Raw genomic sequence first — 26,264 nt, forward strand, 5'->3', positions numbered from 1 at the left:
AGGGCAACACTACACCGTCATTCGTCTGCTTCATGCGCACGGTGTTGTCCAAGCAATGGATACAGCAGCGAGTTCCCCATGACCCACTCCCGCGGCTTACCGAGGCCTCTTGCCGCCCTCGACGCCTTTTCCGACTACTTGGGCAAGGCCTTGTCCTGGCTCATCCTCGCGATGATGGCGGTGCAATTTCTGATTGTCGTGCTGCGTTATGCCCTCAGCATCAACAGCATTCCCATGCAGGAATCTGTCATGTACATGCACGCGCTGGTATTCCTGCTGGCAGCGGCCTTCACCCTCAAACATGACGGCCATGTGCGCGTCGATATTTTCTATCGAGACATGTCACCACGCAAAAAGGCTTGGGTCGACCTGCTTGGTACGGTGTTCCTGCTATTGCCGGTAATGATCTTCACCATTGTGGCCAGTCTTGGCTATGTCGCCAAGTCCTGGGCCATTTTCGAAGGCTCGCCGGATGCTGGAGGCATTCATGGGGTTTTCCTGCTCAAGACACTGATTCCCCTGTTTGCCGGATTGATGATCGTGCAGGGCCTGGTCGAGATCCTGCGTAATGCATTGATCATCTCGGGACGTCTCGATCCCAGCACGAAAGATCACGATGCTGCGGATGAGGAGCGCCTGTGATGATGGAATACATGCCCCTGGTGCTCTTCGCCGTCATCTGCATTGTCCTGATGTTCGGCTATCCCGTCGCCTTGTCGCTGGCGGGTACCGCGCTGGCCTTCACTGGACTCGGCTATGGCCTGGAAACTGTTGGCATCGATGCCAACTTCGATGCCAGCTACCTGAATGCCTTTCCCAATCGTCTCTACGGGATCATGACCAATGCGACCTTGCTGGCGGTGCCACTGTTCGTGTTGATGGGCGTACTGCTGGAAAAGTCCAAGGTCGCTGAAACCTTGCTTGACGCCATGGCCTTGTTGTTCGGCTCGCTACGCGGAGGGCTCGGCATCTCCGTGACCCTGGTGGGTATGCTGCTGGCGGCCTCCACTGGTATTGTCGGTGCAACGGTAGTGACCATGGGATTACTGTCGCTGCCGACCATGCTCAAGCGCGGCTATAGCCCGTCCCTGGCCACCGGCACCATCTGTGCCACCGGAACCCTGGGCCAGATCATCCCGCCCTCCATCGCCCTGGTGCTGCTTGGTGACGTCCTATCTTCTGCCTATCAGCAAGCCCAGTTGGCCATGGGTATCTTCAGCCCCAAGACGGTATCGGTGGGGGACCTGTTCATGGGGGCCCTGGTCCCTGGCCTGATCCTGGTGGCGGTCTACATGCTCTATGTCAGCCTGGTCGCCTTTTTCAGACCTGATGCCGCGCCCCCGGCAGATCGTGAAGAGCTGATGAAGGAGCTTGGGCATGGAGAGGGCCTCGGCCTGTTGTTGCTCAAGGGCCTGGTACCACCCATCGTGCTGATCATTGCCGTCCTGGGCTCGATCCTTGCCGGCCTGGCCACTCCCACCGAGGCATCAGCCGTAGGCGCTTTTGGAGCCTTCGTGCTGGCCCTGGCCTATCGCCGCCTGAATCTGGAGACACTCAAGGATGTGCTTCGCACCACGACCCATGTGACCACCATGGTGTTCTTGATCCTGATCGGCGCAGCCCTGTTCTCCCTGGTCTTCCGCGCCTACGGTGGTGAAGAACTTGTCACCCATGTCTTCGAGAGCATGCCCGGAGGAGTCGTCGGCGCAACCGTCATCGTCATGCTGGTGATCTTTCTGCTTGGCTTCATTCTCGACTTCATCGAGATCACCTTCGTGGTGGTTCCCATCGTTGGTCCCATTCTACTGGCCATGGGCCTCGACCCTGTATGGCTCGGCATCATGATCGCCATCAATCTGCAGACCTCTTTCCTCACTCCACCCTTTGGTTTTGCGCTGTTCTACTTGCGAGGCGTCGCACCAGCGTCATTACCGACTTCAGCCATCTATCGCGGTGTCGTGCCATTTATCGTGCTGCAACTAGGCATGTTGGTGGCTCTATCATTCTTCCCGCAATTGGCCACCTGGTTACCCAGCAAGTTTTGAGTCATAGCTTGCTGTGAGCACAAAAACACGGGGTCGCTTCATGCGGCCCTTGTTCTGTGAGGCACATACGGGAAGATAATCTGCCTATGGAGTCATTCGCAGTAACCGGCCAGAAAGCGCTCCGCCAGCCACAGCATCAGGGCATATCGGCCTCCTTTGGCCACGACGATCCATAGACAGGCACGCCACCAGGGCAGCCTGGCGATACCTGCCAGCACCGTCAGTGGATCCCCGATGACAGGCAGCCACGACAGCAACAGACTGAGCTCGCCTCCGCGCATGTACCATCCCTCGGCTCGTGCCAACGCTTGTGATGAGACGGGAAACCAACGTTTCCCTTCCCAATGGCGAGCATAGCGCCCCATGGCCACATTGATCAGACTGCCAAGCGTATTGCCTGCCGTTGCGGTGAGCCACAGCCCTGAAGGCGTTGCACCTTGACACCAGAGTGCCGCCAGCCAGGCTTCCGAGCCTCCTGGAAGCAAGGTGGCTCCAGCCAGGGCGACCACGAACAGGCTCAACATGTCGTATCAGGTCCAGGCAGAGAAAAGAAAAGGTGTATGCTGTGGCTCACGCTATGACTCGGGCTAGATTCATGTCTGTACCTTCTCCCATTCCTCACACTTTGACCATTGCCGGCTCGGATCCTTCCGGGGGCGCAGGCTTGCAAGGCGATATCAAGACGCTTTCCGCTCTCGGTACCTACGCAACCAATGTGATCACGGCAGTCATCGCACAGAACACCTGTGGCGTGCGCGAGGTCCACCCTGTACCAGCCTCGGCAATTCGTACCCAGTTGGATAATCTGCTCGACGATGTTCATATCGATGCCGTCAAGATCGGCATGGTGTCCAGTCGCGAAGTGGCCGAAACGCTACGAGAAGCGCTGGAAGTCCGTCGCCCCCGCTGGATAGTACTCGACCCGGTAATGGTCGCCAAAAGTGGCGACATCCTGGTCGATGCTGCGGGTATCGAGGCCGTCCGAGATATTCTCATCCCCTTGGCCGATGTCATTACTCCCAACCTTCCCGAAGCTGCCGTTTTGCTGGAAGTGACACCGCCCACCACCCCTGATGCCATGGAAGCCATGCTGCCAGGGCTGAAAACCCTCAAGTCACCTTATGTGCTACTCAAGGGAGGCCACCTGGCCGGCAATAGTTGCCCTGACCTGCTGGCCACACCGGAAGGCGATCATTGGTTGCCGGCCCCTCGCATTGAAACCGACAACCTGCATGGTACCGGTTGTGCTCTTTCGTCAGCTATTGCGGCGAAGCTCGCTCACCTGCCCGCCGATGCCAGCCATGAGCGCATCGTTGCTGCTATCGGTGAAGCCAAGCATTGGCTCCACGAGGCACTCACTGCCAGCCGCCAGTTGGCGGTGGGGCATGGGCGCGGGCCAGTGCATCATTTCCATGCGCTATGGTGATCCTTGATCACACGCTTCATGCATCGGAAGAACTCTCATCAGTACCAGCTCAGGGGCCCTCGAGGCCCCTGAGTATCATGGGCCAGGGTTCTGTCGTATCTTGCGTGATCCTGCATGGGCGCCCATGCTAAGAACTCACCTGCTGGTGTGGGAGATGTGTCATGGCTCGAACCCTGCTGTTTGCCTGCGATCTATCTGCTGAAAACCGATCGGCCTTCGGGCGCGCCATTCGTTTGGCCAGCGAGCAAGGTGCTCATCTGGACATCCTGCATGTCCTGGATCCTTACCTGCCCCATCGAGTCCTGCACGACCTGGAAAGTGCCGTGGTTGCCGACATCCAGTCGATCATGACCGACCTCCGCGAAGACTATGCGTTCGAAGAACCCGCCCACCTGATCCAGACCGTCACCGGCGCCCCCTATGCGGAAATCATTCGCGAAGCCCATGAGCGCCAGGCCGATATGATCATCCTCGGTACCCATCGCAAGCGAGGGCATCCAGATCTGATCGGCGGGACAACCCTTGCACGGGTATTGCGTAGTGCACCTTGCCCCGTTCTGATAATAAGCCAACCCCCAGCAAGGGCATGGCATGACATTCTGGTGCCAGTGGACTTTTCCTTGGCCTGCCGGCGCACCTTGCATGAGACTCTGTGTCGCTTTCCTGAAGCGCGCCTGAAGCTGCTGCATGCCTGGAATATTCCCGGTGAACGCGAATTGGGCTCTGACAGTGGCTTCGCACTGTGGCGAGATCAGGAAGTCTCGCGCCTTCGCCAACAGTTGGAACAAGATGTCGATCAACTGATGGGCGAATTCGAACAAGTGCCGGAACTGGAGCTCGTTCTCGAACAAGGGGATCCCTTGGGAGTGCTGGTATCTCACCTCAGACATCAGCCGCCGGACATGCTGGCATTGAGCAATCGCAGCCCATCCGAGCAATGTGGCCAGATCACCCGGCACCTGCTGTCGGAACTGCATTACGACATCATGGTATGCAGGGCTTGGTGAGAGACAGGAGACACCAGACCATCCATTCGTGGTAGGCTCCGGCGCGATATATGACAAGCACCAGGAACCTGCCCAATGAAAGCTTTGATCCAACGCGTGCAGCGTGCCAGTGTGGAAGTGGACGCACGTATTGTCGGCGCCATCGACTCCGGCCTGCTGGCATTGATCGGTGTGGAAAAAGGAGATGATGAGGCCGCTGCGGACCGTTTGCTGCACAAGCTGCTTCACTACCGAGTATTCAGCGATAGTGAAGGCAAAATGAACCTCAATCTACAACAGGCCCAAGGCGGTCTGCTGCTGGTGTCGCAATTCACCCTTGCTGCCGATACTCGCAAGGGCCTGCGTCCCAGCTTTTCCAGCGCGGCACCACCTGCCGAGGGTGATCGGTTGTTTCATTATCTGTTGAACCAGGCTCAGCAATGCTGGCCCCATGTTGCCAGTGGAGAGTTCGGTGCCAACATGCAGGTTTCATTGATCAACGATGGACCTGTCACTTTCCTCCTGGAAAGCTGATCAGCCTCATGTAAATCAATCACATATATTGCCGTTGCGGTGTTTTTCCATAACGGTGATATGTGTTCCTCTTCTTATCCCTTGGTCGTATTTTGCCGTTATGTGCTGGCTCCCGAGCCTGGTTTTTGGAAATATTTACCAAATATCCAATGTATACAATAACTGGCAAAGAGCGTATCCATGACAACTAACCGCAGCAGGTCCGTCTTCGACTTCTACGGTCGCCCTCCCCTGACTCGAGCTCTGCCACTCTCACTTCAGCACATTCTTGCCATGATCATGGGCACGGTAACAGTGCCCATCATCGTTGCAGGCACTGTGGGAGCTTCCAGTGCAGAAACCCTGCTATTGATCCAGATTTCCCTGTTGGCTTCGGGTGTTTCCACTCTGATTCAGCTATATGGTGTATACCGTTTTGGTGCACGATTGCCGACCATCTTCGGGGTCGGCTTCGCCTATGTACCAACCCTCACAGCCGTCGGATCGCAATTCGGTATCAGTGGTATTCTCGGCGCACAGCTGATCGGTGGCCTGGCAATGCTGCTGGTCGGTGTGGGCATTCGTCCGTTGCGACACCTGTTTCCCCCAGTTGTCGCTGGCGTGGTTGTCCTGGTAATCGGCCTGTCGCTGTACGACATCGCCATCCGCTACATGGCAGGTGGAATAGGGAATCCACACTTCGGGGAACCTGCGCAATGGGCCGTGGCGCTGGTAACACTATTCGTCGTGCTGTGCATCTCTCAGTTTGCGCGCGGCTTCATGAAACTCTCGGCCATCGTCTGCGGCATTCTGGTCGGATACGGGTTGTCTCTGGCCCTGGGCATGGTGGACTTCAGCCCCGTGCACAATGCCTCCTGGTTCAGTGCCCCACAGTTGATGCCCTTTGAACTGACATTTCCTGCTGCCGCGGTCATCTCCATGGTGATCATCTGCGTGGTCAACTCGGTACAGACCATTGGCGATCTTTCCGCAACGACCATCGGCGGCATGAACCGAGAGCTGGGAGAAAAGGAACTGTCCGGTGGTCTGCTGGGCAATGGCCTGTGCACCCTGGTGGGTTCCCTGTTCGGTGCCTTGCCCACATCTTCCTATAGCCAGAACGTCGGCATCATCGCCATGACCAAGGTCGTCAGCCGTACGGTGCTGGCCCTTGCTGCCGTATTCATGCTGCTGGCCGGGGTCATTCCCAAGTTCGGCGCGCTGATGACCACCATTCCCTATCCCGTACTGGGCGGCGCCACTATCACCGTCTTTGGCATGATCACCATGACAGGCATCCAGCTGCTGACCCGTGATGAACTATCATCACGCAACATGACTATCGCCAGCCTGGCCCTGGCCTTGAGCCTGGGCGTCTATGCTGCCCCCGAAGCCCTCGATGCCCTGCCCCCCATGCTCAAGCTGGCGATCGGTGGATCCCCTGTCGTCGTCGCAGCCATTACCGCCGTCACGCTCAACCTGCTCTTGCCCAAGCGCAGCCTGGATGATGAACATCAGGAACGTGAACGCATTGCGGCCAAGATGAATGACTCAGATCGCCAAGGTTCCAAGTCAAGCGGCAGAACCCAGTCCGATACCGAGGCCAAGTCAGTGTCAGCCCGCTAATTCCTGACTCATCTGCTCCAATGCCTCCTCGGCGGCCAGCCATTGCTGCTCCAGGTCGTCGAGGCGGCTCTTCAACTCTCCCTGGCGCGCCAAACTGTCGGTAAGTTCGGCCTTGCGTTCTTCTGCGGTGTAGAGTTCAGGGTCTGCCAAACGCTCCTCGATAGCAGCCAGTTCTTCCTGCACTTTTTCCATGGCCTGCTCGGCCTTGTCGCGTTCACGCTTCAATGGCCGCAGCTTCTCACGCAGCTCTGCTGCTGCCCGGCGTGAAGCCTTGCGATCTTCCCTTGGCGCCTCGATCGCCTCGGCCTTTTCCTCCCGAGCTTCTCGGCGCGCCGCATCCAAGCGCTGTTTAAGCCAGAGGCGGTAGTCTTCCAGGTCGCCGTCAAAAGGCTCGACACGATGATCAGCGACCCGCCAGAACTCATCCACAGTGGCCTTGAGCAGGTGTCGGTCGTGAGACACCACGATAACCGTACCTTCGAAAGCTGCCAGGGCCTCGGTCAGCGCCTCGCGCATCTCCAGATCAAGGTGGTTGGTAGGTTCGTCGAGCAGCAATAGATTGGGCTTCTGCCAAGCCACCAGGGCTAGTGCCAGGCGGGCCTTCTCTCCTCCAGAGAACTGGCCGACTTCAGCAAAGACATCATCACCTGGGAAGCCAAAACCTCCCAGGAAGCTACGAATCTCGCTATCTGCTGCGCGGGGAGACAAGCGCTGCACGTGCTGAAATGGCGTCGACGCCAGGTCCAGCCCTTCAAGCTGATGCTGAGCGAAATAGCCGATGGCCAGATGTTCACCGGGTATCCGGGTACCTGCCAGCAATGGCAGCGCCCCGGTAAGCGACTTGATCAAGGTCGACTTGCCCGCGCCATTGGGGCCAAGCAAGCCAATGCGCTGCCCCGGCAAGAGGGTAAGACGAACCTGCTCAAGCTGAACACGCTCGTTATCGGCAGTGCGATAACCGAGAGTGGCTTCGTCCAGCACCAGCAGAGGATGAGACGTCTTTTCGGCAGAGGGCAAGGTGAAATGGAAGGGCGAATCCACATGGGCCAACGCGATGGTGCCCATGCGCTCGAGCATCTTCAATCGACTCTGGGCCTGACGGGCCTTGGTGGCCTTGTAGCGAAAGCGTGCCACGAACTTCTCGATTTCCTCGCGTCGTGCCTGCTGCTTGGCGGCAACCGCCTGCTGCAGCGCCAGCTTCTCTGCGCGAGTGCGCTCGAACGTCGTGTAATTACCACGATACAGCACTAGCTGTTGGCGATCGAAATGCAGAATGTGGTCGCACACCGCATCGAGGAAGTCGCGATCGTGAGAGATTAGCAGCAAGGTCCCGGGATAACGGATCAGCCATTGTTCAAGCCACAGCAATGCATCCAGATCCAGGTGGTTGGTCGGCTCATCGAGCAACAGGACGTCAGAAGGCATGAACAGGGTTCGTGCCAGGTTGGCACGCATGCGCCAGCCACCAGAAAAGGCAGACAGTGGTTGGCTCAACTGCTGCTGGGAAAATCCCAGTCCGACCAGCAGCTGGGCTGCACGGGAAGGGGCACTATATCCATCCAACGCCTCGATGGTGCCATGCAGTTCGGCTTCTCGTTGGTGATCTCCGCTGGCCTGGGCATCCGCCAGAGCGGCCTCGGTACGGCGAAGCTCCGTGTCGCCATCGAGCACGTAATCGACGATGGGACGTGACAGGGCCTCGACCTCTTGGGCCATGTGCGCAATGCGCTGCCCACCACTCATCTCTACGTTACCCTTGTCGGCGCTGATCTGCCCTAGCACCAGGCTGAACAGGCTGGACTTTCCAGCACCATTGGGCCCGACAATACCCACCTTGTAGCCAGCATGCAGGGTCGCGTCGGCCCCTTCGAACAGTGGCTCGGCTCCACGTTGCAGAGTCACTTGGCGCAGTGCAATCATCAAGACTCCATAAGGCATCCACCGCTGCTCTCAGCAGCGTGAGCGGTGATGCCACAATCAAGTATGTAAAGGTCGCTATCTTGGGCACCAATTCTACCCAATTCATGACACAACTGCGTCAGCACCTGACAGCACAGCCTTTATGGACGTTTGCTGTCGATTTCTATGCGCGTTCAGGCGTCGAGCAGGTCTGCCTCAGCCTTCAGGATGAGTATGGCTGGGATGTGTGCGAGCTGCTGTGGCGTTGCTGGCTCTTCCAGCATGGGGCACAAGCCGGCGAGCTGGCGCCGGAGATACGTCGCTGGCAAGCCGAGGTCACGCAGCCCCTGCGCAGGATCCGTCGCGAGCTCAAGCCAGAATCATGCCGCTCTACGGCTGTCTTCAGCCTGCGTGAGCAAATCAAGAAATCCGAGCTTGCGGCGGAGAGAGAAACCATGAACAGGCTCATGAAAATCAGCCTCAAAGATAGCACGTTAACACCTCTTCCCGTGCCTCTTCCAAGTCTGGAAAAAGTTCTACTTTCTGACCATGAATTAAAGAAAAAATCGCAAGTTAGACTGATTGCAACGCTGGAAACCCAGCTTGACCCTCTTTGCCACCCACGCTAGCCTGAAATACATCGCACGGGATATTTCTCTTGAATTTCAGTGTCCGCTGAACAGGCAGCGCTGCTGCTTTGATGCTGTAAGCGCAACATGATTTTGACATTGAAGTGAAAGAATTTTCACAAATTTCGCCCAGACAAGCCCTTAAATGGAGCCACAATAATGAAGGCAAAACACCTATTCACCAGTGCCAGCATCGGCGCTCTGATGCTTGGCCTGTCCTCCTTCGCCATGGCTGATACATGGCGCTATGCCCACGAGGAATATGAGGGTGACGTTCAGGACGTCTACGCTCAGGCATTCAAGAAGTACGTCGAAGAGAACTCGGATCACACTGTTCAGGTCTACCGTTTCGGTGAACTGGGCGAGTCCGATGACTTCATGGAGCAGGCCCAGAACGGCATCATCCAGTTCGTCGACCAGTCCCCCGGCTTCACCGGATCCCTTATCCCATCTGCCCAGATCTTCTTCATTCCCTACTTGCTGCCTACCGATGAAGAGACCGTGCTCAAGTTCTTCGACGAGAGCAAGGCCATCAACGAGATGCTCCCCGAGCTTTACGCCGAGCACGGCCTGGAGTTGCTGAAGATGTTCCCCGAGGGGGAAATGGTGGTCACGGCCGACACGCCTGTCACCTCTCCGGAAGACTTCAACAACAAGAAGATCCGTACCATGACCAACCCACTGCTGGCGGAAACCTATCGGGCCTTCGGGGCAACCCCGACTCCGCTTCCGTGGGGAGAGGTATACGGCGCTCTGCAGACTGGAGTCATCGATGGCCAGGAGAATCCTATCTTCTGGATCGAGTCCGGTGGCCTGTACGAAGTGTCTCCCAACCTGATCTTCACTGGTCATGGCTGGTTCACCACCGCGATGATGGCCAACAAGGATTTCTATGACGACCTGTCCGATGAGGACAAGCAGTTGGTGCAGGAAGCTTCCGACGCGGCCTATGACACTACCATGGAGCACATCAAGGGCCTGGCAGAAGACTCCTTGGCCAAGATCGAGGAAGCTTCTGACGATGTCACGGTAACTCGTTTGACTGACGAACAGATTCAGGTCTTCAAGGAACGTGCCCCTCAGGTGGAGAAAAAGTTCCTGGAGATGACGGGAGATACCGGCAAGAAGCTACTTGACCAGTTCAAGGCCGATCTCAAGGCCGTAGAGGGAGAGGGCTGATACCAGGCCCCAATCTTCCAAGGGGGCAGCCAAGCTGCCCCCTTGTTGTTTCGGAAGGTCTCTTTTCCGGGCTATCTACCCATCAAGAGAGAAACACACCATGACTGACGAAGAAGCCGAAAAGAATTACCACTCCGGGTTGCCTGGCATTCTGGGCACAATCGATACCCTTATCAGCAAGGTCGAAGCGGTCATCCTCGCTGCTGGTGTGCTGCTGATGGCATTCAACACCATTGCCAATGTCATCGGTCGTTTCGTATTTGGCGAAAGCATCTTTTTCAGCGGGGAGGTCAATCGCATCCTGATCATCATGATCACTTTCGCAGGTATTGGTTATGCTGCCCGACACGGCCGCCATATCCGCATGTCGGCAATCTATGACGCTCTGCCGGTCGGTGGCCGCAGGGCATTGATGATCTTCATCTCTCTATTCACGTCACTGGTGATGTTCTTCCTGCTGTATTACTCCGTCGTCTACATAATCGACCTTTACGGCAAGGGACGTGTTCTTCCAGCGCTCAGTATTCCTATTTTCATCATTTATATCTGGGTTCCTATCGGCTTCCTGATCACGGGTATTCAGTATTTTCTCACTGCCATCAAGAACATGGTATCCCGGGACGTCTACCTCTCCACAGGGGTCATAGATGGCTACAAGGATACGGAAACCGAGGTCTGATCAACGGTGTGCCATAACTCATTGACAACCTGTCCACGAACTTTCCCCATCAGGACAATGGCTGCTCTCGACATTGAGACCGTGGTTTCAAGAGGAATACGTCCATGACAACAATAATGATTGTTACCATGATAGCCCTGCTGCTGCTGGGCTTTCCCATGATGATTCCGCTGATCACAGCGGCGGTCATCGGTTTCTACATGATGTTCAATGGCCTGGGCCAGATGGACACCCTGATTCAACAGATGATGGCGGGTATCCGGCCTACATCACTTATCGCCGTACCCATGTTCATTCTGGCGGCGGACATCATGACCCGGGGGCACTCCGCCGATCGCCTGATCAACATGGTCATGGCCTTCATCGGCCATATCAAAGGCGGCCTGGCGGTTTCCACCGCTGCATCCTGCACCCTGTTCGGTGCCGTCTCCGGCTCCACCCAGGCAACCGTGGTCGCCGTGGGCTCACCGCTGCGCCCACGCATGCTCAAGGCCGGTTACTCCGATTCCTTCACCCTGGCCCTGATCATCAACGCCAGTGACATTGCTTTCCTGATTCCGCCAAGCATTGGCATGATCATCTACGGAGTCATCTCCGGCACCTCGATCGGTGAGCTGTTCATTGCCGGAATTGGTCCAGGGCTGATGATCCTGCTGATGTTTGCCATCTACTGCGTGTTATACGCAGTGATTCGGGACGTCCCCACGGAGCCCAGGAGTTCCTGGTCAGATCGCATGAAAGCCGTCTATCAGGCACTCTGGCCGCTGGGTTTTCCTGTCATCATCATCGGCGGGATCTATGGCGGCATCTTCAGTCCTACTGAAGCTGCTGCGGCCTGCGTGCTTTACGCCATATTCCTGGAGTTCGTGGTGTTTCGCTCGCTCAAGGCCTCCCAGATCTATGCCATCTCCAAGTCCACTGGCCTGATCACCGCTGTCGTGTTCATTCTGGTCGCCGTGGGAAACAGCTTCTCCTGGATCATTTCCTTCGCTCAGATTCCTCAGGTCCTGCTCGAGGCTGCAGGTATCAATGAGGCGGGGCCCACTGGAGTGCTGATCGCAATCTGTGTGTCCTTCTTCATTGCCTGCATGTTCGTCGACCCCATCGTTGTCATTCTGGTACTGACTCCTATTTTCACGCCAGCTATCGAAGCTACCGGCCTGGATCCTGTACTCGTCGGTATCCTGATCACGCTGCAAGTCGCGATAGGCTCGGCAACACCACCTTTCGGTTGCGATATCTTTACCGCTATTGCCATCTTCAAACGCCCTTACCTGGACGTGATCAAGGGCACACCTCCCTTCGTGCTATTGCTGATCCTTGCCGCTGCGCTGCTGATCATGTTCCCGCAGATATCTCTGTTCCTGCGCGATGTTGCCTTCCGCTAGCCATTGGCCGTTGTGTAGCCATTAGCCGTTGTGTAGATAGGAGGTCCTGCGATGTTTCATCGAATCCTGGTCGCTGTGGATGGTTCCAAGGGTGCCTTGAAAGCTCTGGAAAAGGCTGTAGCTCTGCAACTGCTGACAGGCGCGGAGATATACATATTGTGCGTGTTCAAGCACCACAGCTTGCTGGAAGCCTCACTTTCCATGGTCCGCCCTGATGAGGTTGATATACCCGACGATGCGCTCAAGGAGTACGCCACCGAAATCGCGGTGCAGGCCAAGTCCAGGGCCGTTGACATGGGAGTTGCTGTCGAGAAGGTCCGCGCTTTTGTCAAAGGAGGGCGTCCATCGCGTACTATCGTGCGCTTTGCGCGCAAGCGAGAGTGCGACCTGGTCGTCATTGGAGCACATGGCACAAACGGCGATAACATACTGCTGGGGAGTGTTTCCCAACGTGTCGCCGGGTCGGCCAGTTGCCCGACACTTGTGGTTTAGTGCGGAACCAATGGCCAACTGTTACAGTCTCATCACCGACATTCACTCGTAGTGCTTCACGAAGCTAAAGGATTTCCATGAAGAGACTGCTGACTACCGCCTCCCTGATCGCCCTGCTGGGTGCAGCCCCACTGGCCTTCTCCGCTCCGGAAACCGATCAGGAGAAACTCAGCTACAGCCTTGGTGTAACTCTCGGCCAGAGCATCCAGCAGGATGTTGAAGACCTCGACACAGAGGCTTTCACTGACGCTGTCAACGATGTGTTTGCAGGCGGCGAACTGCAGATGAGCGAAGACGAGATTGCGGCTGCGTTGACCAAGTTCCAGCAGGAAGCCATGGCCAAGCGTGCCGAGGAACAGAAGAAGCTTGCCGCAGAGCTCGAGAAAGAGGCCAAGGCCAACAAGGAAGAGGGCGATAAGTTCCTCGCCGAAAATGGCGAGAAGGAAGGCGTCACCACGACCGATTCCGGTCTGCAGTACAAGGAAATCGAGTCCGGCGATGGCGCAACTCCGGCCGATGGCGATACCGTCAAGGTCAACTACGAAGGCAAACTGATCGATGGCACCGTGTTCGACAGCTCCTATGAGCGCGGCGAGCCGGTGTCCTTCCAGGTCGGCCAGGTGATCGAAGGCTGGCAGGAAGCCCTGAAGATGATGAAAGTGGGCGATACCTGGGAAGTGGTCATCCCTGCCGAGCTAGCCTATGGTGCCCGTGGTCAAGGTCCGATTGGCCCGAACCAGACCCTGATCTTCAAGGTTGAACTGCTGGATGTGACACCTGCCGCAGAAGCGGAAGGTGCTGAAGAAGACAAGGCAGCAACCGAGGACAAGGCGGCAGAAGAGGAAAGCGAAGGCTAAGCGTTTCGTCCCTCTGCTCGATCCTGCTCATCGCCAGCCTTTCAGGCTGGCGATGTTCTTTTTCGCCCAGGCTATTTCAGTCGCCGGCAAGCACATCAGTCAACGCTGCCTGCAAAGGCGCAGGGGTCGGCGAATGGAGCACCCGCTGCAATACCCCTCCTTGCGAATCTACCAGATAGAGATATGCCGTATGGTCAATCGTGTATTCTCCTTCAGAATCCCCCGCTTCGACCTTGCGCCAGACCACATCGTAACGTTCGGCAATATCCTCGAGCTGCGTTCGGCTTCCCGTAGCGCCGATAAATCCATCTCCGAAGAACCCCAGATATTCTCGTAGCCGTTCAATGCTATCCCGCTCCGGGTCCAGGGATATCAAGACAGGCACAACTCGCTTCTGCTGTTCCTGAGGCAGGCTATCCAGGGTTTGGCGCATGACAGAAAGGCTCATGGGGCAGACATCGGGACACCATGTATAGCCGAAGAACACGACAGCAACCTGATCATCGGCTAGCGATGCCAGCGAGAAGTCCCCTTCGGTCGAGGGCAGTTCAATTGGCCCACCGGCGATCGATCCCTCGGCAGGAGAGTGGTTTTCCCAAGGCTTGAGTGTCCATAGCACCGCGGCAGCCAGAATGACAATGGCACAAGCTCCCAGCCCCAGGTAACGTCGATTCATGAACCTCTCCATGCTCTTGTCTGCTCGACTTCCGCTATTTGTTCTGTTTTAGCTAATTGCTCTATATCACTGGTTAACCTGCGGTATCGCTTTTTTCCATCGCCCTTCCAATCGCTAGCTCATATTCCTGGGATATTGCACCTCAAGATCGAACCAGCTTCCCAAGGGGCCCCTCGGGGTGTCCAGTACCACAAGTACTCGCCACACCATGCGGTCCCGAGTGCAGATGCCAACTTGTCCTTGGCCTTGAAAATGTCCAGACCCAGACGCTGTCAGAGGAAAACGATGCACTCCCATGTCCATGTCGACACCTTCGAACGAGACCACCGCTCCGGCCGCCTCAATGCCGCTTATCTGAACATCCAATGGCAATGGCACCAGCGGACGAATATCGCCGTCAACCGGGATGGATAGTGTAAGGCGAGCCCCATCCCCAAGGTCGGCACTACAAGGGCCACGGTGTAGATCACAGGATTCAACCTGTTCCGGCACATGCCACTCCACCGCCTCATGGCCAGCGATTTCATAGCGCAACAGGTACCATAGGGCCATACCCAACGCGATGAGTGTCAACGTTATCAACAACGTCAGCCGGGGCCTGCGAGTGGAACTGAACTTGCTCGGAAGCATGGGCACTAGAGCCTATCGATACAAAGGACGGAACGCATGCCAAGCGCAGGCATACGGTAAGCTTAACAATAAAGTGCCACTAAGCCTCATGGATATCCTGCGTGTTGATGTCGCAGTGCCCGCACGAGGTTCACAAAGGGAGTCATCATGGCAGGTATCGCCGAAGCATTAGGACCTTTGTTTCTTCTCATCTTGCTGGGTGCTGTTCTTGGGGCCCTGCGTATCCCCGGCGGGGATTTCTGGACGCGCATGGAGAAACTGATCTACTTCTTGCTATTCCCCGCCATGCTCATCGCTACCCTGGCGCAGGCAGACATTTCACGGGTGCCAGTCGTCAGTATTGCGATAACCTTGCTGGGCGCCATGGCCGTATTCAGTGTACTGCTATGGTGGATCAGGCCTCGGCTGGGGCTGACAGCAGCCGCCTTCACCTCTGTCTTCCAGGGGGCTGTTCGTTTCAACACCTATGTCGGTGTCGCCGGTGCCGCGGCCCTGCATGGCTCTCATGGCGCTACGGTTGCAGCGGTGGCATTGGCCTTGATGATCCCCGTCGTCAATGTGCTTTGCGTACTGACTTTCATTGCCGCAGGAACACTTGGCCGCTCCGGTTTCTGGAAGAGTCTCGGGGCACTGGTTCAGAACCCTCTGATACTGGCCTGCCTTGCAGGTATCGGGTTAAACCTCTCGGGCATTGGCCTTCCTGGATGGAGTGCCGGTAGCCTGGAGCTTCTGGGAAGAGCCGCCCTGCCTTTGGGGCTAGTGGCAGTGGGTGTTGCACTCCGGCCTCATGCCTTGCTGCGCAGAGATCTAGGTCTATGGGTCTCGAGCTTGGTCAAGCTCGTCCTGATGCCTGTGCTGGTACTCATATTGGGTTGGGTGTTTGGCCTGGGCAGGGTCAGCCTGGATGTGGCCTTGCTGTTCGCTGCTCTGCCTACCGCAACGTCGGCCTACATCCTGGCCCGACAACTTGGTGGTGACGCCGATCTCATGGCAGGGTTGATCACCGCTCAAACACTGTTGGCTATGCTGACACTACCACTGTGGATGCGTCTGGCAGGAAGCTGAAAAGCATTCTAGTCAGACTGATTCAGGTTCTGGAAGGAACTGAATAAAAAATGTTCTCATTCATGTTGACGAGTAAATGAGAATGGTTTAGCTTCAATTCATCGGCGGTTGATGAGCCGCCGGTGCCAGACACAAGGCTTGCCAGTCGTTGTCTGGTTTCTCCTCCTCATTGCTAGTCACGGTCCTTTCGCCGCTCCTGAATCAGGAGCGGCTTTCTTTTTTTCTTCCACCACTGCGTGATGGCTTCGCGACATGACGCCATTATCTTTCGATACGGCTCTTCATAGGTGAAACGGAGAGGCGAAACGGTACATACAACGCATAGATAAAAAATATTCTCGTTTGCATTGACGTCTAAATGAGAATGGTTTAACTTCAATTCATCGGCGTTTGATGAGCCGCCGGTGCCAGACACAAGGCTTGCCAGTCGCAGTCTGGTTTCTCCTCCTCATTGCTAGTCACGGTCCTTTCGCCGCTCCTGAATTCAGGAGCGGCTTTTTCGTATCCCCTACGGGAGAAATGACGGTATTGCCTGGAGAAACACTCTTTTGCCTGGTTTGGCAGGTGGGCAATCGCTGCATGGGCTAGTCGCGGCGAAAAATCAGATCCCATACCCCATGTCCCAGACGTTCTCCACGAACCTCGAACTTGGTCAAGGGGCGAAAGTCCGGACGAGGCACATAAGGGGAGGTTTCAGACGCTGCAGTGTTGGTATAGCCGGGAGCGGCTTCCATCACCTCAACCATCCACTCTGCATAAGCCTCCCAGTCGGTTGCCATATGCAAGGTACCTCCCGCTTTCAAGCGGGTGCGAATCAATTCGACAAAGGCAGGCTGTACGATACGACGTTTGTGATGTTTCTTCTTTGGCCAAGGGTCAGGGAAGAACAATTGAAATGTCGTCAGGCTGTCAGCAGGCAAGCATTGCTCAAGCACCGCCAAAGCATCTTCACGGTACACACGGATATTGGTCAACCCTCGCTTGTCTGCTTCATCCAACAGTTTGCCGACCCCCGGTGCATGAACTTCAATACCGATAAAGTCGACTTCCGGATGACGCTCGGCTTGTTCAATCAGCGACTTCCCCATGCCGAAGCCCACTTCCGCCACACGAGGGGCAACACGGCCGAATAATGTATCCAGGTTCTGAAGACCATCAGCAATGGTGAGACCTAGGCGCGGCCAGACTTCTTCCAGTCCACGAGTCTGCGCTTCTGTCATGCGTCCGGCGCGAATAACGTAGCTCTTGATACCTCGGCGATGCAATGGGGCATCAGGAGACTCTGGGCCTGTTGTCTTGGACGCAGAGGAACCTTCGTCCTGGTGTTGGGGATCCTTCATACAGGGACATACTCTATGAATCTTGAAAAAGGGACCCAGCAGCGGACATCCTGACGTCCGCCACCAAGCTCAGCATGCAAATGGACAGCCCTGTCGCTATTCGTTGATACGGCCAGCAGAGGGCGAGGAGGCTTCAGCACCACCACGACGCGGCATGCGACCCGCGAGGAAGGCCTGGCGCCCGGCAACGACAGCGTGCTTCATTGCCTGCGCCATGAGCACGGGAGCACTGGCATGGGCAATGGCTGAATTCATCAGCACACCATCGCAACCCAGCTCCATCGCCATGGCGGCCTCGGACGCAGTACCAATTCCAGCATCAACCAGTACCGGCACCTGGGCTTGCTCGATGATCAAGCGCACGTTGTAAGGGTTCTGAATGCCATGACCAGAACCGATCAAAGAGCCGAGAGGCATGACCGCACAGCAGCCGATAGCTTCCAGTTCTTTGGCCACGATGGGATCATCACTGGTATAGACCATCACGTCGAACCCTTCACTTACCAGGGTCTCGGCAGCCTTCAGGGTTTCCACCACATTGGGATAAAGGGTGTTATCGTCGCCCAGTACTTCCAGCTTGACCAGTTTGTGACCATCCAGCAATTCTCGGGCCAGGCGGCAGGTGCGTACGGCATCCTTGGCCGTATAACAGCCAGCGGTATTGGGTAGCAGGGTATAGCGGTCTGGTGAGATGACATCGAGCAGGTTGGGTTGACCGACCTCCTGGCCAAGGTTAGTTCGACGCACGGCGAAGGTCACTACTTCAGCCCCGCTGGCAGCAATGGCCTGCCCGGTCTCCTCGAAGTCCTTGTATTTGCCGGTACCAACCAGCAGACGTGAAGAAAAGGTATGGCCGGCCACGTGGAACGGGCTGTCCTGAATCTCGGTCATGAATCCTGTTTCCTGGGTCAGAGGCCTGTACGCAAATGACTGCTCTTCTTGTCAGCGCAGCGGTACAAGACCTGGGTGATGTACGGAAGGCTCTGGCAGCAGCAGGCGGTCTTACTCAGCCACCGCCAATGGCATGAACAATCTCGATACGATCACCATCATTGAGAGATGTCTCTGCATGCAAGCTGCGTGGCAGAATATCCTCATTGAGTTCGATAGCAATACGCCGCCCACTCAGACCGAGCGATTCGACCAGTTCTGCGACTGTCTGCGTATGCTCCAAAGCATGTGGCTCACCGTTGAGCTGAATCTGCATGGCCACCTCGTTGTTGAACTTGGCCGTTATTACGTTTGCCCATTGCTAGGCGTGGATGTTGAGCTGGTTCATCAAAACACACGGCCCTCCATTGTAGCGGTTTGCAGCCTGTCGGGGTACGGTTGGCACTTGTGTATACGTCTTGCAAAGACATGCATCATCCAGGTCGATAAGAGGTTCAAGCCATGCAGGAGCGTCGTTGGTGGGCCACGGTGGCCATCTCAGGTGCGGTGATGGTCATACTAGGAGCCTTCGCGGCCCATGGCCTGTCCGGCCGACTTCCATTGCGCCTGGAAAATGCCTTCTTCACAGGTGTGCGTTATCAAACCTGGCACACCCTGGCGGCTATGGTGCTGCTGGTCTGGCGCCAACATATACGCTTCTTCGCACAACACCTTGCCTTGATGCTGTGGGCAGGGGGGGTATTACTGTTTTCTGGATCGCTCTATGCCATGGCCATCGCCGAGCTCTCCGGGCATAGCCTCGGTGCCTTCGGCATCATCACACCCATAGGGGGACTCCTGCTGATTGCAGGGTGGGTAACACTGGCAATCGGCATATTATGTCAGGGGCGTTAACCTTCCTCTTCCATGGCTATCCATGACCGGCTCAATCACCATCGGGCAGTACATATGTCGCCGTGATATGAGCAACCGGTGCTTCATCACCATCGGAGAATAGCTGTACCTCGCCGACAGCCAGGCGACGCCCAAGCTTGATGATTCGAGCATTGGCAATCAAGTCGCGATCGCCCCTGGCTCGGCGCAAAAAGTGGCAATTGAGGTCTGTCGTCACCGCCATGGGTTCGGGGCCGACCTGCGCCAGGATAGCTACGTAAAGACAAACATCTGCCAACCCCATCATGGTCGGCCCGGAGACACAGGACCCCGGTCTCAAGTGCTCATCTTCAATGGCCAGGCTCATCGTGGCCCGCATATCTCCCACACCCTCGATGGTGCCCTGTCGTTGAGGGAACACTTCATCGAGAAAGTCCTCGATAGCGGCGGCTGTCATCACGGTCATGGGGCTCTCCCTGAGTCAGTCCTTGTTCCACGATAGCGCATGCGTGCCCGAAGCTCTTCCCAATAGCAAGATCTGTCCAATGCATGACCTGCTTACATAAGATGACGCCCCACCGTCAAGCGATGAGGCGTCGAAAGGAACACATGGCTAGGTTTAAGGCCACGCTATCTGCAGTATTTCCTAGGCGCTCTTGGCCTTATGTACCAGACGCCAATGGTGCAGAAGCGGTTCCGTGTAGCCGGCAGGTTGCTCACAACCCTTGAAGATCAAATCACTTGCCGCCTGGAAGGCACAGGAACCCTCGAAGTTAGCGGTCATGGGAGTATAGTTCGGATCACCCTGGTTCTGGGCATCGACCACTTCAGCCATGCGCTCCAGAGACTTCTTGACCTGGTCGATATTGACCACATCATGGCGCAGCCAGTTGGCTATGTGCTGACTGGAGATACGCAGGGTTGCACGGTCTTCCATCAGTCCTACATCATGTATATCCGGCACTTTGGAACAACCGACTCCCTGCTCGACCCAACGCACCACATAGCCGAGGATACCCTGACAGTTGTTATCCAGCTCCTGTTGTCGCTCAGCATCACCCCAACTGGGATCGACTGCCACCGGTACGCTCAGCAGTCCTTCCAGCAGTTCGTCGCGCAAGGCGCTTTCATCCTGCTTCTCCAGTTCCCGCTGAACAGCAGATACATCCACTTGATGGTAGTGCAGCGCATGCAGGGTCGCTGCGGTGGGAGAAGGCACCCAGGCCGTGTTGGCCCCCGCCTTGGGGTGACCGATCTTCTGTTCGATCATGGCCGCCATCAGGTCCGGCATGGCCCACATCCCCTTGCCGATCTGGGCACGGCCACGCAGGCCACAGGCTAGGCCAACCAACACATTGCTGCGCTCGTAGGCTTGGATCCAGGCCTCTCCCTTCATGTCACCCTTGCGTACCATCGGCCCCGCAGCCATCGCGGTATGCATTTCATCGCCGGTACGATCCAGGAACCCTGTGTTGATGAACACCAGACGCTCGGATGCTGCTTGGATGCAGGCCTTAAGGTTGACTGAAGTACGCCGCTCTTCATCCATTACCCCCATCTTGAGGGTATTTCGGGCCAGGCCCAATACATCCTCGATGCGATCAAACAGGGTATTGGCAAAGGCGACTTCCTTGGGGCCATGCATCTTCGGCTTGACGATGTACACGGAGCCGGTACGGGAATTGCGTGCAGCCCCTTCTGGCTTCTGCAGATCGTGCAAAGCAATCAGGGACGTTACGATGCCGTCGAGGATACCTTCCGGGAGTTCATTGCCTTCGGCGTCAAGCACTGCCGGCGTAGTCATCAAGTGACCAACATTGCGCACAAACAGCAGTGAACGACCAGGTAGAGTCACTTCACCGCCATCAGGAGAAGTCCAGCTCAGGTCAGGATTCAGGGTTCTGGTAAAGGATTTCCCACCCTTGGCCACTTCACTGGAGAGGTCGCCTTTCATCAAGCCAAGCCAATTGGCATAGACATCGACCTTATCCTCAGCGTCCACGGCTGCAACGGAGTCCTCGCAATCCATGATGGATGTCAGTGCAGACTCCAGCTTGACGTCCTTGACCCCTGCTGGATCAATCTTGCCGATGGGATGCTCTGCATCAATCAGGATTTCCAGATGCAGCCCATGATGGGCCAGCAATACAGATGTCGGCGCAGAAGCCTCTCCCCGATAACCAATCAGCTTGCCGGGCTCCTTGAGGCCAGTCTCTCGACCGCCAGCCAGAGACACCACCAGGCGACCATCGCGCAGGACATAACGCACCGCTTCACGATGGGAGCCAGTGGCCAAGGGCACAGCCTGGTCCAGCACATTACGAGCGTAGGAAATAACCTTCTCACCGCGCTTGGGATTGAAACCGGTACCTTTTTCACAGCCATCTTCTTCGGAAATAACATCAGTACCGTAGAGAGCATCATACAAGCTCCCCCAGCGGGCATTGGCCGCATTCAAGGCATAACGGGCATTATTGACGGGCACAACCAGCTGTGGACCGGCTTGTACAGCGATTTCACGATCCACATTTTCTGTAGTCACCTGGACACTGGCCGGGGTTTTGGCCAGATAACCAATGCTCTCCAGAAAAGCGCGGTAGGTCGCCATATCAGTGACCGGGCCTGGGTGCTCGCGATGCCAGGCATCGAGCTTGCTCTGCAGCTCATCGCGTTCGGCGAGAAGAACACGGTTGACCGGGGCCAGGTCATGGAAAATCTCGTCCACTCCTTTCCAGAAGGCCTCCGGGTCAATGCCGGTGCCCGGTAGGGCTTGCTCATTGATGAACTGATCCAGTTCAGCTGCCAGCTGAAGGCGATGGCGGGTGATGCGTTGCGTCATGAGTGAAGCTCCTCGTATGGCCAGGGTGCCCCCCTTGGCACCGAATGACCGGACTGGGAAGGTAGACTGCTCACGAATAATTTTGTGGAAAATTATTCCATATGTAAACCCACAGCCTTGTTCCAGATGCCAGAGCTAGACCAAATGATAATCTTCCAGCCCTGTATTACGTCCTTGAAAGGAAGGAATTCACTGCAATTGGTGTCTAAACAAATACTCTTCCTGCAATAAGAAACAGTGGTGCCAAACCTGCAGCCTAGTTAGCATGGAAGCTCTTGCTGGAGATCACGATGACCGATTTCACTTCTCTTGAGGAAATCACAACCCTTCTTTCAGTGGGGCTAGACACTCTTGGCGACGGCTCGCCACTTGCCTCTTACCTGGCACATTACCGCCTTGCCAAGCTGTGCCAGGATGACATCAGCCTCCAGGTAGGCAATATCACTACGGCACGCTTTCGCCTGTGGACCCAGATATGGACTCCTCCGGCCCCTCGCGGTACCGCTATCATCGTACATGGATACTACGATCACCTGGGCCTCTATTGTCATTTACTCAAGCTGCTTCTGGACGAGGGGTTGCAGGTTGTCTTGTGGGATCTTCCCGGCCATGGCCTGTCCAGTGGAGAGCGTGCCGACATTGATGATTTCGACGATTACATCGACTGTCTGAAAGATGTGCAGCAATATCTCGACGACGAAGGCTTAGCCAAAGGCCCGTGGATTGGACTTGGTCAAAGCACTGGTGCAGCCATTCTATCCACTGATGCCCTGACTCGAGGTGATGACGGGCACTGGTCAGCCCTGGTCCTTCTCGCGCCACTGGTACGCCCCATGGGCTGGACACGCGCAGCCTGGGTACACAGCCTGGTTGGGCCATTCATCGGCAGTGTACCACGTAGGTTCCGCGCCAATACCAATGATGCCGACTTCGCCACTTTCCTGCGCGAGCATGATCCACTGCAGCCGGTACGTTTACCGACCAGCTGGGTCAGTGCCATGCGTCGTTGGATACCTCGGTTGATGGAACTTCCCCCGAATCATATCCCGACCCTGATCCTCCAGGGAGACCAGGACCTGACCGTCGATGGAGACTGGAACCTTCGTGTGCTGGAAAAGAAATTCCTCAACGCCAGGGTTCACCGTCATAACGATGCACGGCATCATCTGGTCAATGAAGCTGCACCCATCCGTGACGAGCTGTTCGAGCACGTACGCGATTTTCTGAACGAGCGGCTACCCCCCAGCAATAGGAATGCAAACCGTCAATGCTCAAGAGCTCAGGACACGCACTAAAAAGATCTTTCTCTGGCCAGGCCTTCCCATATCGCCTTCTGCTGCTATTGGCAATGCTGGCATTCTTCACAGCAGGATGTGTCAGTAGCTCACAGGCACCTGACCCCATACGTCAGGCACTCCTTGGCTTGGGTCAGCAAGCTGCCAAAGAACTGACCACATCACCTGCTCTGGATGGCATGGCACTGCGTGACCAAACCTTTTTGCTGTCGCCTCCCAACGTGGACCATCGCTTGACGGTCGATGAAACCCGAGTGAAGGAAAGTCTGACGCGTGGGCTTCTGGGGGTCGAGGATGGCCCTCAGGTGCTTGACTGGCAGCCTGCCGATACCCCAGGAGCCGGTACCAACCAGTGGCTCGTTGATAGTCGCCTGATTGCTGAAGGGCCACGTCTTCAGCTCTCTGACCGTGACCTTCTACCCTACCGCTTCGAGCTTCGCCTTCGTCGACCGGGGGATGGCGCTGCCCTCTGGTCAACAGTAATTAACGGAGCCTTCGACGCTGACGCGTTATAACACGTATCTGTATATCCAGAAGCCCGTATTCCCTCCACCTGCCGGTATGCTGTGTGTTGCCCTGATATTTCCGGAAATAAGGGCGCAATACGGCATACCAGCATTTCACTCGATGCAAATCTAGACGAGCTCCTCAGGCTTTATCTAAGCCATAGCCCAGGAAAACCGGGGACATCAAATGAATGATCGCTAGGAAGAGTCGGGCCAAGGCGCCTGTATAACAAGAACAATGGAGAAACCTTCCCTCTAAATTATGATTTTTCAAATTCCATACGAGGCAATTTCCTACGCACTGTTAAGAAACAAGGATCTTGTAAGCACAGAAGAAAAAAAATAGTGTTTGATTAATGCTTTAAATATTTTGAAAAAATAATGCAATATCAAGAAGAGACAAAACTTATACCTTCATTATTTATGTACATTCCATTAACGCATAAACTATATCCATAAATAATATTTCAATCAAAATCAGGAGATAAAATGAAAGTCGAAAGATTTGAGCAAAATACCCGTATGAGCCAAGCATCAAAGAGCGGCAACCTGTTGATTCTTTCCGGACAAGTATCCTCTGGAAAGACTGTCGCCGAGCAAGCAGAGAGCCTCTTGAAAAGCATTGATAGCTTGCTGGAAAAAGCTGGAACCGATAAGAGCAATGTTATTTATGCAAATATTTTCTTAACAGACATGGATGATTATGAGTCATTCAACCAGGTCTGGGACAAATGGGTTGCCAGTGAACAGGGCCAGGTACCGTCACGTGCAGCCATACAAGTTGTTCGTTTAGCAAACCCTGAGTGGGTTGTTGAGGTTCAGGTATTTGCCCACGCCTGAACCAAATTATGCCTTGTGTAAAACAAGGTCTGTTCATAGGAGAGGATAATGAAAGAAGAAAAATTCCCCAAGGCCCCTGTGCAGCTCAATGATGATGAAATCTCAACAGAGCTAGCCTCTATCGACATGCCCGATATTGTCGTACCAGACTATGGAAAGCCTCTTTTGGAAAGGCGCATGCGCTGTCGGCTTCTCGAATGTCGCCCTGGTGGAACTATCGCCATTCATTCACATGAGAATCGCCCTGCCATCCTGTATGTACTCGAAGGCACAGGGGTAGAACATACCAATAAATCGAAGGATCCAGTTAACTGGAAGGCGGGTGACTGCTTCTCAGAATACAATGACGTCGAGCATTGGGTAAAGAACACATCCGACAAGAACCCATTGAAAGTTCTTACATTTGACCTTCTTGATGATGGTCCAAAACCAGATAGCTCCCATTGCGGTAGCGGCTGTTAATATAGTAGACCATCGTCTATTATCAAGGGGCAATCATTATGGTTGCCCCTTCCCTTGATATAGCGTTTGCGATCGCGCTGAGGCTGCATTAATCTCTCAGCATTACCTGTATGATTTATTGCACACCTCTATATTTCCTTATAACAGCCAATTCCGAAGTATAATAAGAAATGATCTCATATTTCATGGCCGTAATGTCATGAGCAAAATTTAGTTAATAATCTGACCAACTTGTTGAAAGAGCTGGATATCAAGACAAGAGAAATGCTGACAGAGGTATCCCTAAGAGCCTGGGAAATGCACATGAAGGGAGCACTGAATGTAGGCATCACTTCCCAAGACCTGCTAGAAGTCATTATTTATGGTATCAGTATATATAGGGTTTCCCACATTTTTGGATGCATCTCACAACATACCGTACGTCACTAGCAGCAACGGGGCATTCTCTACCAGCAGCTTCAAAGCAGAATCACCACAACTCCGTTTTTTACGTATCCGATACTCGCAGTTTTCAAGAAGATCCAGAAATAATGGGAAAGAAAGTGACAGCCTACCCAAGTAAGTCAGCCCAAGCTTCCCTTATGGTACTGAGCTGAACTTTGTTGAGATACTAGAGCTTCACAGTCACGTCAAGATTACACGATCCGCCTCAGTCTCATTCTGATAAACAGTGCCTTTCTGAATCAATGCCGAAAAATATCTGACGTCGAGGCGACTCTCCTCTCGGGGTCACGTCCCCTATCTACGCTTGAGCCAGTGTTCAGACGGCGATGTTAGCCCCTTTACTCATCTATCCCTGAGGCTCACCTGAAGGCGCTTCCTGTCCGCTCCTGACGAACAGATCACCGCCGGACAACTCCCGAACATAAAAAGTCTCGAACTCATCGAATCCGGGGCTTCTCTGAATAGATGGCTGACGATGATCGAGACAGCCATCCGCTACTCTCAGATGAGCATCGAGCTTCGAGCAGCATGGTGGCAAGGAATCGCTCGCGGCCCGAGCGTAGCGTGCCCATCGCTCGTGGCTCGTGGCTCGTGGCTCGACGCAAAAAAAATCCCCCGGACGTATCCGGGGGATTTTTTCGAATAGATGCCTGACGATGACCTACTCTCACATGGGGAGACCCC

General features: G+C 55.3%; 27 protein-coding genes. 18 read left to right on the forward strand and 9 right to left on the reverse strand.

The features are described from left to right. The first annotated feature begins 78 nt into the window (after positions 1 to 78). Together Q1K07_RS17545 and Q1K07_RS17550 are read left to right on the forward strand one after the other, a co-directional pair. The gene (locus Q1K07_RS17545; protein WP_300313968.1) at positions 79 to 642 is read left to right on the forward strand and encodes a TRAP transporter small permease subunit; all 564 of its coding nucleotides are present in this window, start codon (positions 79 to 81) and stop codon (positions 640 to 642) included. Then, positions 642 to 2,045 (forward strand): TRAP transporter large permease subunit, encoded by a 1,404-nt coding sequence (locus Q1K07_RS17550; protein WP_300313971.1) that lies wholly within the window; start codon positions 642 to 644, stop codon positions 2,043 to 2,045. The genes Q1K07_RS17545 and Q1K07_RS17550 overlap by 1 nt, the downstream gene beginning before the upstream one ends. A gap of 92 nt (positions 2,046 to 2,137) precedes the next feature. Here the strand turns inward: Q1K07_RS17550 and Q1K07_RS17555 are convergent, their stop codons facing one another. Continuing rightward, entirely contained in the window at positions 2,138 to 2,569 is a 432-nt protein-coding gene (locus Q1K07_RS17555) for a YqaA family protein (protein WP_300313973.1), read from the reverse strand. A 71-nt stretch (positions 2,570 to 2,640) separates the two neighbouring features. Between Q1K07_RS17555 and thiD the strand changes: the two genes are divergently transcribed. The 4 genes from thiD (at position 2,641) to Q1K07_RS17575 (ending at position 6,596) form a co-directional block, all read left to right on the forward strand. Continuing rightward, on the forward strand, positions 2,641 to 3,471 hold the full coding sequence (thiD, locus tag Q1K07_RS17560) for a bifunctional hydroxymethylpyrimidine kinase/phosphomethylpyrimidine kinase (protein WP_300313976.1): 831 nt from the start codon (positions 2,641 to 2,643) through the stop codon (positions 3,469 to 3,471). A 161-nt stretch (positions 3,472 to 3,632) separates the two neighbouring features. Then, positions 3,633 to 4,478 (forward strand): universal stress protein, encoded by an 846-nt coding sequence (locus Q1K07_RS17565; RefSeq protein ID WP_300313979.1) that lies wholly within the window; start codon positions 3,633 to 3,635, stop codon positions 4,476 to 4,478. A 75-nt stretch (positions 4,479 to 4,553) separates the two neighbouring features. Further along, positions 4,554 to 4,991, forward strand: coding sequence for a D-aminoacyl-tRNA deacylase (gene dtd, locus Q1K07_RS17570; RefSeq protein WP_300313982.1), 438 nt, complete (start codon positions 4,554 to 4,556; stop codon positions 4,989 to 4,991). Positions 4,992 to 5,171: 180 nt separating this feature from the next. Further along, positions 5,172 to 6,596, forward strand: coding sequence for a nucleobase:cation symporter-2 family protein (locus tag Q1K07_RS17575; RefSeq protein WP_300313985.1), 1,425 nt, complete (start codon positions 5,172 to 5,174; stop codon positions 6,594 to 6,596). On the opposite strand, the gene Q1K07_RS17580 is transcribed toward Q1K07_RS17575, so the two are convergent. Further along, the gene (locus tag Q1K07_RS17580) at positions 6,585 to 8,516 is read right to left on the reverse strand and encodes an ATP-binding cassette domain-containing protein (RefSeq protein ID WP_300313989.1); all 1,932 of its coding nucleotides are present in this window, start codon (positions 8,514 to 8,516) and stop codon (positions 6,585 to 6,587) included. The genes Q1K07_RS17575 and Q1K07_RS17580 overlap by 12 nt on opposite strands. 80 nt (positions 8,517 to 8,596) lie before the next feature. On the opposite strand from Q1K07_RS17580, the gene Q1K07_RS17585 reads away from it, so the two are divergent. The 6 genes from Q1K07_RS17585 to Q1K07_RS17610 all read left to right on the forward strand — a co-directional run bounded on the left by Q1K07_RS17585 (position 8,597) and on the right by Q1K07_RS17610 (position 13,719). After that, positions 8,597 to 9,124, forward strand: a complete 528-nt coding sequence (locus Q1K07_RS17585; RefSeq protein ID WP_300313991.1) for a TIGR02444 family protein — start codon at positions 8,597 to 8,599, stop codon at positions 9,122 to 9,124. Between the two features lie 159 nt (positions 9,125 to 9,283). Continuing rightward, on the forward strand, positions 9,284 to 10,303 hold the full coding sequence (dctP, locus tag Q1K07_RS17590; protein WP_300313994.1) for a TRAP transporter substrate-binding protein DctP: 1,020 nt from the start codon (positions 9,284 to 9,286) through the stop codon (positions 10,301 to 10,303). 100 nt (positions 10,304 to 10,403) lie between these two features. After that, entirely contained in the window at positions 10,404 to 10,982 is a 579-nt protein-coding gene (locus Q1K07_RS17595; protein WP_300313997.1) for a TRAP transporter small permease, read from the forward strand. Positions 10,983 to 11,086: 104 nt separating this feature from the next. Continuing rightward, a complete protein-coding gene (locus Q1K07_RS17600) occupies positions 11,087 to 12,370 on the forward strand; it encodes a TRAP transporter large permease (protein WP_300314000.1) in 1,284 nt (427 codons plus the stop codon). A 51-nt stretch (positions 12,371 to 12,421) separates the two neighbouring features. Beyond that, positions 12,422 to 12,862 (forward strand): universal stress protein, encoded by a 441-nt coding sequence (locus Q1K07_RS17605; RefSeq protein ID WP_149286650.1) that lies wholly within the window; start codon positions 12,422 to 12,424, stop codon positions 12,860 to 12,862. 77 nt (positions 12,863 to 12,939) lie between these two features. Continuing rightward, positions 12,940 to 13,719 (forward strand): FKBP-type peptidyl-prolyl cis-trans isomerase, encoded by a 780-nt coding sequence (locus Q1K07_RS17610; RefSeq protein WP_300314003.1) that lies wholly within the window; start codon positions 12,940 to 12,942, stop codon positions 13,717 to 13,719. Between the two features lie 76 nt (positions 13,720 to 13,795). On the opposite strand, the gene Q1K07_RS17615 is transcribed toward Q1K07_RS17610, so the two are convergent. Both Q1K07_RS17615 and Q1K07_RS17620 read right to left on the reverse strand, forming a co-directional pair. Beyond that, complete coding sequence (locus Q1K07_RS17615; RefSeq protein WP_300314006.1) at positions 13,796 to 14,395, reverse strand: SCO family protein; 600 nt, start codon at positions 14,393 to 14,395, stop codon at positions 13,796 to 13,798. Positions 14,396 to 14,509: 114 nt separating this feature from the next. Beyond that, on the reverse strand, positions 14,510 to 15,025 hold the full coding sequence (locus Q1K07_RS17620; RefSeq protein WP_300314008.1) for a hypothetical protein: 516 nt from the start codon (positions 15,023 to 15,025) through the stop codon (positions 14,510 to 14,512). A gap of 147 nt (positions 15,026 to 15,172) precedes the next feature. Between Q1K07_RS17620 and Q1K07_RS17625 the strand changes: the two genes are divergently transcribed. Further along, positions 15,173 to 16,090, forward strand: a complete 918-nt coding sequence (locus Q1K07_RS17625) for an AEC family transporter (protein ID WP_300314011.1) — start codon at positions 15,173 to 15,175, stop codon at positions 16,088 to 16,090. A gap of 584 nt (positions 16,091 to 16,674) precedes the next feature. Here Q1K07_RS17625 and trmB read toward each other — a convergent pair. The 3 genes from trmB to thiS form a co-directional block, all read right to left on the reverse strand. After that, positions 16,675 to 17,430, reverse strand: a complete 756-nt coding sequence (trmB, locus tag Q1K07_RS17630) for a tRNA (guanosine(46)-N7)-methyltransferase TrmB (protein WP_300314014.1) — start codon at positions 17,428 to 17,430, stop codon at positions 16,675 to 16,677. 96 nt (positions 17,431 to 17,526) lie between these two features. Beyond that, positions 17,527 to 18,321: a thiazole synthase gene (locus Q1K07_RS17635; protein WP_300314017.1), complete on the reverse strand. Its 795-nt coding sequence runs from the start codon at positions 18,319 to 18,321 to the stop codon at positions 17,527 to 17,529. A 115-nt stretch (positions 18,322 to 18,436) separates the two neighbouring features. Beyond that, on the reverse strand, positions 18,437 to 18,637 hold the full coding sequence (gene thiS / locus Q1K07_RS17640) for a sulfur carrier protein ThiS (protein ID WP_300314020.1): 201 nt from the start codon (positions 18,635 to 18,637) through the stop codon (positions 18,437 to 18,439). 185 nt (positions 18,638 to 18,822) lie between these two features. Between thiS and Q1K07_RS17645 the strand changes: the two genes are divergently transcribed. Beyond that, entirely contained in the window at positions 18,823 to 19,215 is a 393-nt protein-coding gene (locus Q1K07_RS17645) for a DUF423 domain-containing protein (protein ID WP_300314023.1), read from the forward strand. 31 nt (positions 19,216 to 19,246) lie between these two features. Here Q1K07_RS17645 and Q1K07_RS17650 read toward each other — a convergent pair whose 3' ends face one another. Further along, complete coding sequence (locus Q1K07_RS17650) at positions 19,247 to 19,660, reverse strand: PaaI family thioesterase (RefSeq protein WP_300314026.1); 414 nt, start codon at positions 19,658 to 19,660, stop codon at positions 19,247 to 19,249. Between the two features lie 180 nt (positions 19,661 to 19,840). Beyond that, a complete protein-coding gene (locus Q1K07_RS17655; protein ID WP_300314028.1) occupies positions 19,841 to 22,033 on the reverse strand; it encodes a malate synthase G in 2,193 nt (730 codons plus the stop codon). A gap of 290 nt (positions 22,034 to 22,323) precedes the next feature. On the opposite strand from Q1K07_RS17655, the gene Q1K07_RS17660 reads away from it, so the two are divergent. The 4 genes from Q1K07_RS17660 to Q1K07_RS17675 all read left to right on the forward strand — a co-directional run bounded on the left by Q1K07_RS17660 (position 22,324) and on the right by Q1K07_RS17675 (position 25,136). After that, on the forward strand, positions 22,324 to 23,328 hold the full coding sequence (locus tag Q1K07_RS17660; protein WP_300314030.1) for an alpha/beta hydrolase: 1,005 nt from the start codon (positions 22,324 to 22,326) through the stop codon (positions 23,326 to 23,328). Between the two features lie 128 nt (positions 23,329 to 23,456). Continuing rightward, positions 23,457 to 23,843: a hypothetical protein gene (locus Q1K07_RS17665; RefSeq protein WP_300314032.1), complete on the forward strand. Its 387-nt coding sequence runs from the start codon at positions 23,457 to 23,459 to the stop codon at positions 23,841 to 23,843. 480 nt (positions 23,844 to 24,323) lie between these two features. After that, the gene (locus Q1K07_RS17670; protein WP_300314034.1) at positions 24,324 to 24,674 is read left to right on the forward strand and encodes a RidA family protein; all 351 of its coding nucleotides are present in this window, start codon (positions 24,324 to 24,326) and stop codon (positions 24,672 to 24,674) included. Between the two features lie 48 nt (positions 24,675 to 24,722). Beyond that, positions 24,723 to 25,136, forward strand: a complete 414-nt coding sequence (locus tag Q1K07_RS17675) for a cupin domain-containing protein (protein WP_300314036.1) — start codon at positions 24,723 to 24,725, stop codon at positions 25,134 to 25,136. Positions 25,137 to 26,264 lie beyond the last annotated feature (1,128 nt).

The sequence above is a fragment of the Halomonas sp. genome (assembly GCF_029263665.1).
Classification (GTDB): domain Bacteria; phylum Pseudomonadota; class Gammaproteobacteria; order Pseudomonadales; family Halomonadaceae; genus Halomonas.

Bases quoted from the DNA above. Each gene is read 5' to 3' on its own strand.
- Q1K07_RS17545 (WP_300313968.1), top strand. From the start codon at position 79: ATGACCCACTCCCGCGGCTTACCGAGGCCTCTTGCCGCCCTCGACGCC.
- Q1K07_RS17550 (WP_300313971.1), top strand. From the start codon at position 642: ATGATGGAATACATGCCCCTGGTGCTCTTCGCCGTCATCTGCATTGTC.
- Q1K07_RS17555 (WP_300313973.1), bottom strand. From the start codon at position 2,569: ATGTTGAGCCTGTTCGTGGTCGCCCTGGCTGGAGCCACCTTGCTTCCA.
- thiD (WP_300313976.1), top strand. From the start codon at position 2,641: ATGTCTGTACCTTCTCCCATTCCTCACACTTTGACCATTGCCGGCTCG.
- Q1K07_RS17565 (WP_300313979.1), top strand. From the start codon at position 3,633: ATGGCTCGAACCCTGCTGTTTGCCTGCGATCTATCTGCTGAAAACCGA.
- dtd (WP_300313982.1), top strand. From the start codon at position 4,554: ATGAAAGCTTTGATCCAACGCGTGCAGCGTGCCAGTGTGGAAGTGGAC.
- Q1K07_RS17575 (WP_300313985.1), top strand. From the start codon at position 5,172: ATGACAACTAACCGCAGCAGGTCCGTCTTCGACTTCTACGGTCGCCCT.
- Q1K07_RS17580 (WP_300313989.1), bottom strand. From the start codon at position 8,516: ATGATTGCACTGCGCCAAGTGACTCTGCAACGTGGAGCCGAGCCACTG.
- dctP (WP_300313994.1), top strand. From the start codon at position 9,284: ATGAAGGCAAAACACCTATTCACCAGTGCCAGCATCGGCGCTCTGATG.
- Q1K07_RS17595 (WP_300313997.1), top strand. From the start codon at position 10,404: ATGACTGACGAAGAAGCCGAAAAGAATTACCACTCCGGGTTGCCTGGC.
- Q1K07_RS17600 (WP_300314000.1), top strand. From the start codon at position 11,087: ATGACAACAATAATGATTGTTACCATGATAGCCCTGCTGCTGCTGGGC.
- Q1K07_RS17605 (WP_149286650.1), top strand. From the start codon at position 12,422: ATGTTTCATCGAATCCTGGTCGCTGTGGATGGTTCCAAGGGTGCCTTG.
- Q1K07_RS17610 (WP_300314003.1), top strand. From the start codon at position 12,940: ATGAAGAGACTGCTGACTACCGCCTCCCTGATCGCCCTGCTGGGTGCA.
- Q1K07_RS17615 (WP_300314006.1), bottom strand. From the start codon at position 14,395: ATGAATCGACGTTACCTGGGGCTGGGAGCTTGTGCCATTGTCATTCTG.
- Q1K07_RS17620 (WP_300314008.1), bottom strand. From the start codon at position 15,025: ATGCTTCCGAGCAAGTTCAGTTCCACTCGCAGGCCCCGGCTGACGTTG.
- Q1K07_RS17625 (WP_300314011.1), top strand. From the start codon at position 15,173: ATGGCAGGTATCGCCGAAGCATTAGGACCTTTGTTTCTTCTCATCTTG.
- trmB (WP_300314014.1), bottom strand. From the start codon at position 17,430: ATGAAGGATCCCCAACACCAGGACGAAGGTTCCTCTGCGTCCAAGACA.
- Q1K07_RS17635 (WP_300314017.1), bottom strand. From the start codon at position 18,321: ATGACCGAGATTCAGGACAGCCCGTTCCACGTGGCCGGCCATACCTTT.
- thiS (WP_300314020.1), bottom strand. From the start codon at position 18,637: ATGCAGATTCAGCTCAACGGTGAGCCACATGCTTTGGAGCATACGCAG.
- Q1K07_RS17645 (WP_300314023.1), top strand. From the start codon at position 18,823: ATGCAGGAGCGTCGTTGGTGGGCCACGGTGGCCATCTCAGGTGCGGTG.
- Q1K07_RS17650 (WP_300314026.1), bottom strand. From the start codon at position 19,660: ATGACCGTGATGACAGCCGCCGCTATCGAGGACTTTCTCGATGAAGTG.
- Q1K07_RS17655 (WP_300314028.1), bottom strand. From the start codon at position 22,033: ATGACGCAACGCATCACCCGCCATCGCCTTCAGCTGGCAGCTGAACTG.
- Q1K07_RS17660 (WP_300314030.1), top strand. From the start codon at position 22,324: ATGACCGATTTCACTTCTCTTGAGGAAATCACAACCCTTCTTTCAGTG.
- Q1K07_RS17670 (WP_300314034.1), top strand. From the start codon at position 24,324: ATGAAAGTCGAAAGATTTGAGCAAAATACCCGTATGAGCCAAGCATCA.
- Q1K07_RS17675 (WP_300314036.1), top strand. From the start codon at position 24,723: ATGAAAGAAGAAAAATTCCCCAAGGCCCCTGTGCAGCTCAATGATGAT.